Consider the following 6,020-nt stretch of genomic DNA (forward strand, 5'->3'; position numbering starts at 1 on the left):
AATGATAATCATACAATGCACACAAAGACAGGTGATTAGGCTTGTCTAGAATTTTACTTAACTCAAAAACATGAGGAACATCACATGAATAAGTCAGAATTGGTAGACGCGATCGCAAGCGAAGCAGGTCTAACAAAAGACCAGGCCACTAAAGCGCTAAATGCATTCACTTCAAGCGTACAAGGCGCTCTTGAGCGTGGTGATGACGTTGTGCTAGTTGGTTTTGGTACTTTTAGCGTAAAAGAGCGCGCAGCACGTACCGGTCGCAACCCAAAAACTGGCGAGCCACTAGAAATCGCTGCAAGCAAAGTGCCTGGCTTCAAAGCTGGTAAAGGTCTAAAAGACGCGGTAAACTAATCCTGTAATTTACGTATTAACGTTGGATTAGACCACGCCCTTTATGCAATATCCATAAAGGGTGTTTTTTTATCCAAAAAATACAAAATCTTATAAAAAATTTTGTGTATTTTTAAGATTTAGCGTATTATAGTAAGGTTTTAGTTTTGATTTAAAAGAAGTGAAGTTTTATGGATAAGTTGCGCGATTTTTTACAGAGTTGGCCTGGTCGCATTACCTTGGGCTTGATCATGGTGCCGATGGCCTTCTTGGGCGTGCAGGGCATTGGTGGCGGCTCGATGAGTGGCAATGATCTGATTAAGGCTGGTGATAGCACCATTGACTTGAGCGTGTACCAGTCAGAGCTGAATCGTTATCGTACCCAGCTACTTCAGAATAACGACGCCAGCCTGATCAATGAAGCTGCGATGGCAGATGAGGTGCTAGAGAGTCTCATTAATCGCGCGCTACTTCAAAATCAAGCCCATGTGCTTGGCATGACGGTCTCAGATGATGAGATCACTCGTCTGATCGCTCAGGATGAAGCGTTTCATCAAAATGGAGAGTTTTCTAATGAGGTATTTGCCAGCTTCTTGCAGCATAATAATCTAACCAAAGATGAGCTCTTCGCCAGATTTCGCACCGAGCTTAGCGTGCGTCAGCTGACGGCCAGTATCTTAGGTACGGCGATCTATCCAGCAGCGCAAGTCAGCCGATTGCTTGATCTTCAACTAGAAGCCCGTGAAGTATGGGTGCATCGCCTAAAATGGCAGGACTATGCTGGCGCAGTTAGCGTATCACAGGCAGAGATTGATGAATATTATAATGCCAATAAAGATGCGCTCATTCGACCGCAAACCGTGGATTTGGCATATATTGAATTAACTCCGTTAGATGTTAAGGTGGAAGCACCAACCGAAGATGAGATCAATGCGCAGTTTAGCAGATACCTACAGAAGAACGGTCTTAGCGATGGTCGTGAATTGGCCCAAATTCTTGTAGCAGACGCTGATAAAGCCAATGAAGTCAAAGCTAAGTTGGATAAAGGTGAATCATTCGAGGCATTGGCCAAGCAGTATTCTGAAGACCCAAGCGGTGCCGAAGGCGGTAATATTGGCAAATACAACCCTTCGGTATTTGGTAATGATGCTGGCGTGGTGAATGCGGCGCTTGCCAATCTAAAAGCGGGCGAGGTAAGTCAGCCTGTGAAGACCAGCTTTGGCTATCAGATCTTTAAGGTGACCAAGGCGGGCGATCTTAGTGCCAGTGATGTACGTGACGAGCTGATTCAATCTGCGATCGATGAGAAGCGCCAAGCGGCTTATAACGATCTTATCGTTAAGATCAATACGATGGCGGTTGATGGCATGGGGATTGCAGACATTGCTGCTGAAGTGAATCTTCCTGCCAAGTCGATCAAGTCGTACCAAAAAGAGAATAACATCACAGAGCTGTCTCAGCCTGCGGTTGTGGCGGCGGCGTTTGATGATTTTGCCATCCAAGATCAATCAGTCAGCCCGAACGTAACACTTGAAGATAAAACGGTATGGGTGCAGCCAACCAACTATCAAGAAGCCAAAAGCTTAACGTTGGCTGAATCGACAGAAGAGATCAAGGCGCGCATCACCAAACAAAAAGCGACCAAGCTAGCATTGCAGACAGCAACTCAGATCGCTGACGATGCCAAGGTCAATGGTGGACAGTCGCTGATGACGCCAAATGCTAATTTTGGCATCACCACACGCCAAAATCCGCAATTAAGCAGTCAAGAGCGTTCAAGTTTATTCCTGCATAAGTCAGGCGTTAATGACATTTGGGCAGTGGAGACTGATGCAGGGGCAAGCGTGATCGTGGGCGGTCCTGTGGCTGAACAAGCCACAGCCCAGATCTCACCTGTCGAGCGTGCTCAGGCTGCGATGATGATTCGTGATAATATTGGTCAAGACCAGCTGTCCGATTATCTACAGTATCTAAAAGATACCACAGAGCTGACAGTGAATCGTGATGCATTAGGCCGCTAACTGCCGAACAATAAAAAACCACGTGATGATTAACGTGGTTTTTTTATTGTTTACAAGGTTTGTTTGCTTATTTACCAACGAATTGGCGTAACGTGTGGGTTGCTGGCTTTGAGATTCTCGTAAGTGCCTTTGACAAAGATGTCTTCATTGACGGTGCTAATGTTGGTATGACCGCAGAACGCCATCGTGATATCGCACTCTTTGTAGATAATCTCTAAGGCACGGCGAACGCCATCTTCGCCATACGCCCCCAGACCATATAGGAATGAACGACCTATCATCGTGCCTTTTGCTCCTAGTGCGATGGCTTTTAGCACGTCTTGACCTGAGCGGATACCGCTGTCTAGCCAGATTTCGCATTTTGAGTTTTCTGCTTGTACCGCTTGTACGCAGTCGGCAAGACTGGCGATAGAGCTTGGAGCTCCGTCTAACTGACGACCGCCGTGGTTGGAGATGACCATGGCGTCCGCCCCTGATTTGGCAGCCAAAATAGCGTCCTCAGGCTCCATGATTCCTTTGATGATGAGCGGGCCTCCCCACAGCTCTTTGATGCGAGCGACATCGTCCCAATTAAGGCTTGGGTCAAACTGCTCTGCCGTCCAAGACGATAAGCTAGACAAGTCACCTACCCCTTCGGCATGACCGACAATGTTGCGAAAAGTGTGACGTTTGGTGCCAAGCATATTAAAGCACCATTCAGGTTTGGTCATCAGATTGATGATGTTGGTTAGGGTAGGCTTAGGGGGTGCAGACAGACCGTTCTTGATGTCTTTGTGGCGTTGTCCTAGCACCTGTAAGTCGGCTGTTAGGATAAGGGCGGAACATTTGGCTTCTTTGGCACGGCGAATCAGGTTTTCCATGAATTTTTTATCACGCATTACGTACAGCTGAAACCAAAACGGCTTGGTGGTGTTCTCTGCGACATCTTCAATAGAACAAATACTCATCGTTGAGAGCGAAAAGGGAATGCCAAATTTCTCAGCAGCACGAGCGGCGTGAATCTCACCGTCTGCCCACATCATGCCTGTAAAGCCTGTTGGGGCGATTGCCACGGGCATATGCACGTCTTGCCCTATCATTTGTGTGGCAAGCGAACGACCTTCCATGTCCACCAGCACACGTTGGCGTAGCTTGATGCGGTCAAAGTCGGTCTCGTTATTGCGATAAGTGGTCTGTGTCCACGAGCCTGAGTCCACATAGTCATAGAACATGCGGGGGACTTTACGCTCGGCAATACGGCGTAGGTCTTCGATTTCGGTGATTTTACTTAAATCTGCCATAAAATAGCCTTAGTTTTTAAAGTTTTGAAAATGGGGTGTATTTTACAATAATTTATAAAAAATAACAAAAGGGATTAGGGCATGTTGAACATTGATAACATTTTATAAAACAAGATGAGAATTTGACAATATCAATCAATTTTTGCATGAAAAATGGCTATCCGACCACTTAATCATGTAGATTTTTAAGATTTTTAAAACTTAATCTCTTAAAATTAAGTGGTCGGATTGTTTTTCATAATAAAAACTTGTCTGATAGAAAACTCACAGCCTTTGTTCTTCTTTGAAAAACGTGCAATTTTTCTCATTTTTCATTGTAAATACCAATATTCAATACGCCTTATAAAACCTCTTTCGTTAAAATCATACCCTAAGTTCGCTCACTCTTTTTGCTGATAACAGTCATGATGGCAAAGAAGGCAATCGCCCACAATGCCGCTGCAATCCACCATGCAGGGTTAAAGATGAACGCCATGCCCACCAGACCTGCTTGTATTACATAATAACTCATGGCGATGAGCGTCTTACGAATAACCAAGCCTTCACGGTTCACCAGTCCGACCACCGCACAGGCAGCGACAACGTTATGCACGCTAATCATGTTACCAGCGGCACCACCCACGGCTTGCAAAGCGACGACTTTGGCGGCGTCATTAGCACCTAAGTCAATCTGAGCGGCAGTGCTCCACTGAAAATGGCTAAACATCATGTTAGAGACGGTGTTTGACCCTGCAATGAACGCCCCCAATGCCCCAATCCATGGTGCAAAGAGAGGCCATGCTCCTGCAAACATATCGGCCGCTCCTGCTGCCAGTACTTTTGGCATGGCAAGAATCGGCTCGGCAGCATCAACAGGCGTCCCTGAATTGATGAACACCTGCACCATCGGGATGGAGAACAGCAGGGCAGGGGCGGCGGCTATCATGGTTTTGCCAGAGGCTGACCAGCTTTTTTTGACGGTGTCACCTTTCATGCTAAACAAAAAGATGCAGATGATGGAGACGAGCAGTAGCACGGTCGCAGGCGAGTACAGTAGCTGTGTTTTGTTAGTGATACTGGTGTCTAGGATATTACTAAATGTGATGACCGCATTACTGCTTAGCCAATCTTTTAATGGCTTGATGGTACGAGTGGCGATTAGAATGCCGATGACCAGCAGATAAGGCGAGAATGCCTTAAAGACAGAGAATTTGGCTTTTTCGTTCACATCAATGTTGGTGGCGGCTAACGTACCTTTCCATTCTTCTTCCCACTTATCACGGCTTTCAAAATCAAAGGTATTTTTGGGGGTCAAAAAGCCCATTTTGGCAGCTGGCACGACAATGGCAAGACCGACCACAGCTCCGACCAAAGAAGGCAGTTCGGGTCCGACAAATTTGGCGGTCAAATAATAAGGGATAACAAAGCACAGACCAGCAAAAATGGCAAAAGGAGCGGCTTCAAAACCTTGACGGAACGAACGTTTTGCTCCAAAGAATTTGGTTAAGAAACAGCATAAAATCAGCGGAATCAAAAAACCCACCACTGAATGCACAAAGCCAACATTTGCCCCGATTTGGATGATATAATCGCTAAAAGCGGTGCCTTGTTGGGCAATGGCGGCATTGACGTCTTCTTTGTTTTCAAGACCTGAGTTCACGCCGATAAGAATGGGCGTACCTACTGCTCCATAGGAGACAGGAGTGGACTGAATGATAAGAATCGCCATGACACACGCCATTGCAGGAAAGCCGAGCGCCAGTAGCAGGGGAGCACCGACCGCTGATGGCGTACCCCAACCTGTTGAGCCTTCGATGAGTGAGCCAAACAGCCATGCCACGATAATCATCTGTACACGGCGGTCAGGCGAGATGCCCATAAAGCCTTGGCGGATGGCGACAATGGCTCCGCTCTCTTTTAGGGTGTTAAGCAGTAACACCGCAGCAAAGACGATGAGTAGGACGTTGGCGGCGGTTAATACGCCATGAATGGTCGCAGCGGCAACTTGATTGCCAGAGGTTTGCCATACAAATAATGACAGCAAAGCGGTTGCAAAATACGCCACAGGCATGGCAATCTTGGCAGGCAGTCGCATGACGACCAATAAGGTAAAAACAATTAAAATTGGTAATAATGCCAAAAAGGTCAGCATATACACTCCTTTGTCCAACAAAGACTGTATGCCCATTTGTGTTATGATTTCAATTTTAAAAATCCATTAAAATTGTTGGGTCATACAAAATAATAATCGTTTGTGATGATTGATACATCACAAAGCCCTATTTTTGGTAAAATTTAGCAAATACCACAATATAAAAATGGTTATTAGCAATAAATCTCATTAACTAAATAATGAGCCAAAGTGCAATTTTACTCAAAAATTTATTAAAAATAAATAGGGCGT

At 45.8% G+C, this 6,020-nt stretch carries 3 protein-coding genes and 1 pseudogene; 2 read left to right on the forward strand and 2 right to left on the reverse strand.

The annotated features are described in order from the left end of the window. Positions 1–75: 75 nt before the first annotated feature. A pseudogene (locus tag GY683_RS02265) lies at positions 76–357 on the forward strand (HU family DNA-binding protein); the annotation flags it as partial. A gap of 170 nt (positions 358–527) precedes the next feature. Continuing rightward, the gene (locus GY683_RS02270) at positions 528–2,357 is read left to right on the forward strand and encodes a SurA N-terminal domain-containing protein (protein WP_297287204.1); all 1,830 of its coding nucleotides are present in this window, start codon (positions 528–530) and stop codon (positions 2,355–2,357) included. Between the two features lie 71 nt (positions 2,358–2,428). On the opposite strand, the gene GY683_RS02275 is transcribed toward GY683_RS02270, so the two are convergent. Next, positions 2,429–3,637, reverse strand: coding sequence for an alpha-hydroxy acid oxidase (locus tag GY683_RS02275; RefSeq protein ID WP_029102711.1), 1,209 nt, complete (start codon positions 3,635–3,637; stop codon positions 2,429–2,431). A 370-nt stretch (positions 3,638–4,007) separates the two neighbouring features. After that, positions 4,008–5,768, reverse strand: coding sequence for an L-lactate permease (locus GY683_RS02280; RefSeq protein ID WP_297287205.1), 1,761 nt, complete (start codon positions 5,766–5,768; stop codon positions 4,008–4,010). Positions 5,769–6,020 lie beyond the last annotated feature (252 nt).

This window comes from Moraxella sp. (genome assembly GCF_024227015.1).
Classification (GTDB): Bacteria; Pseudomonadota; Gammaproteobacteria; order Pseudomonadales; family Moraxellaceae; genus Moraxella.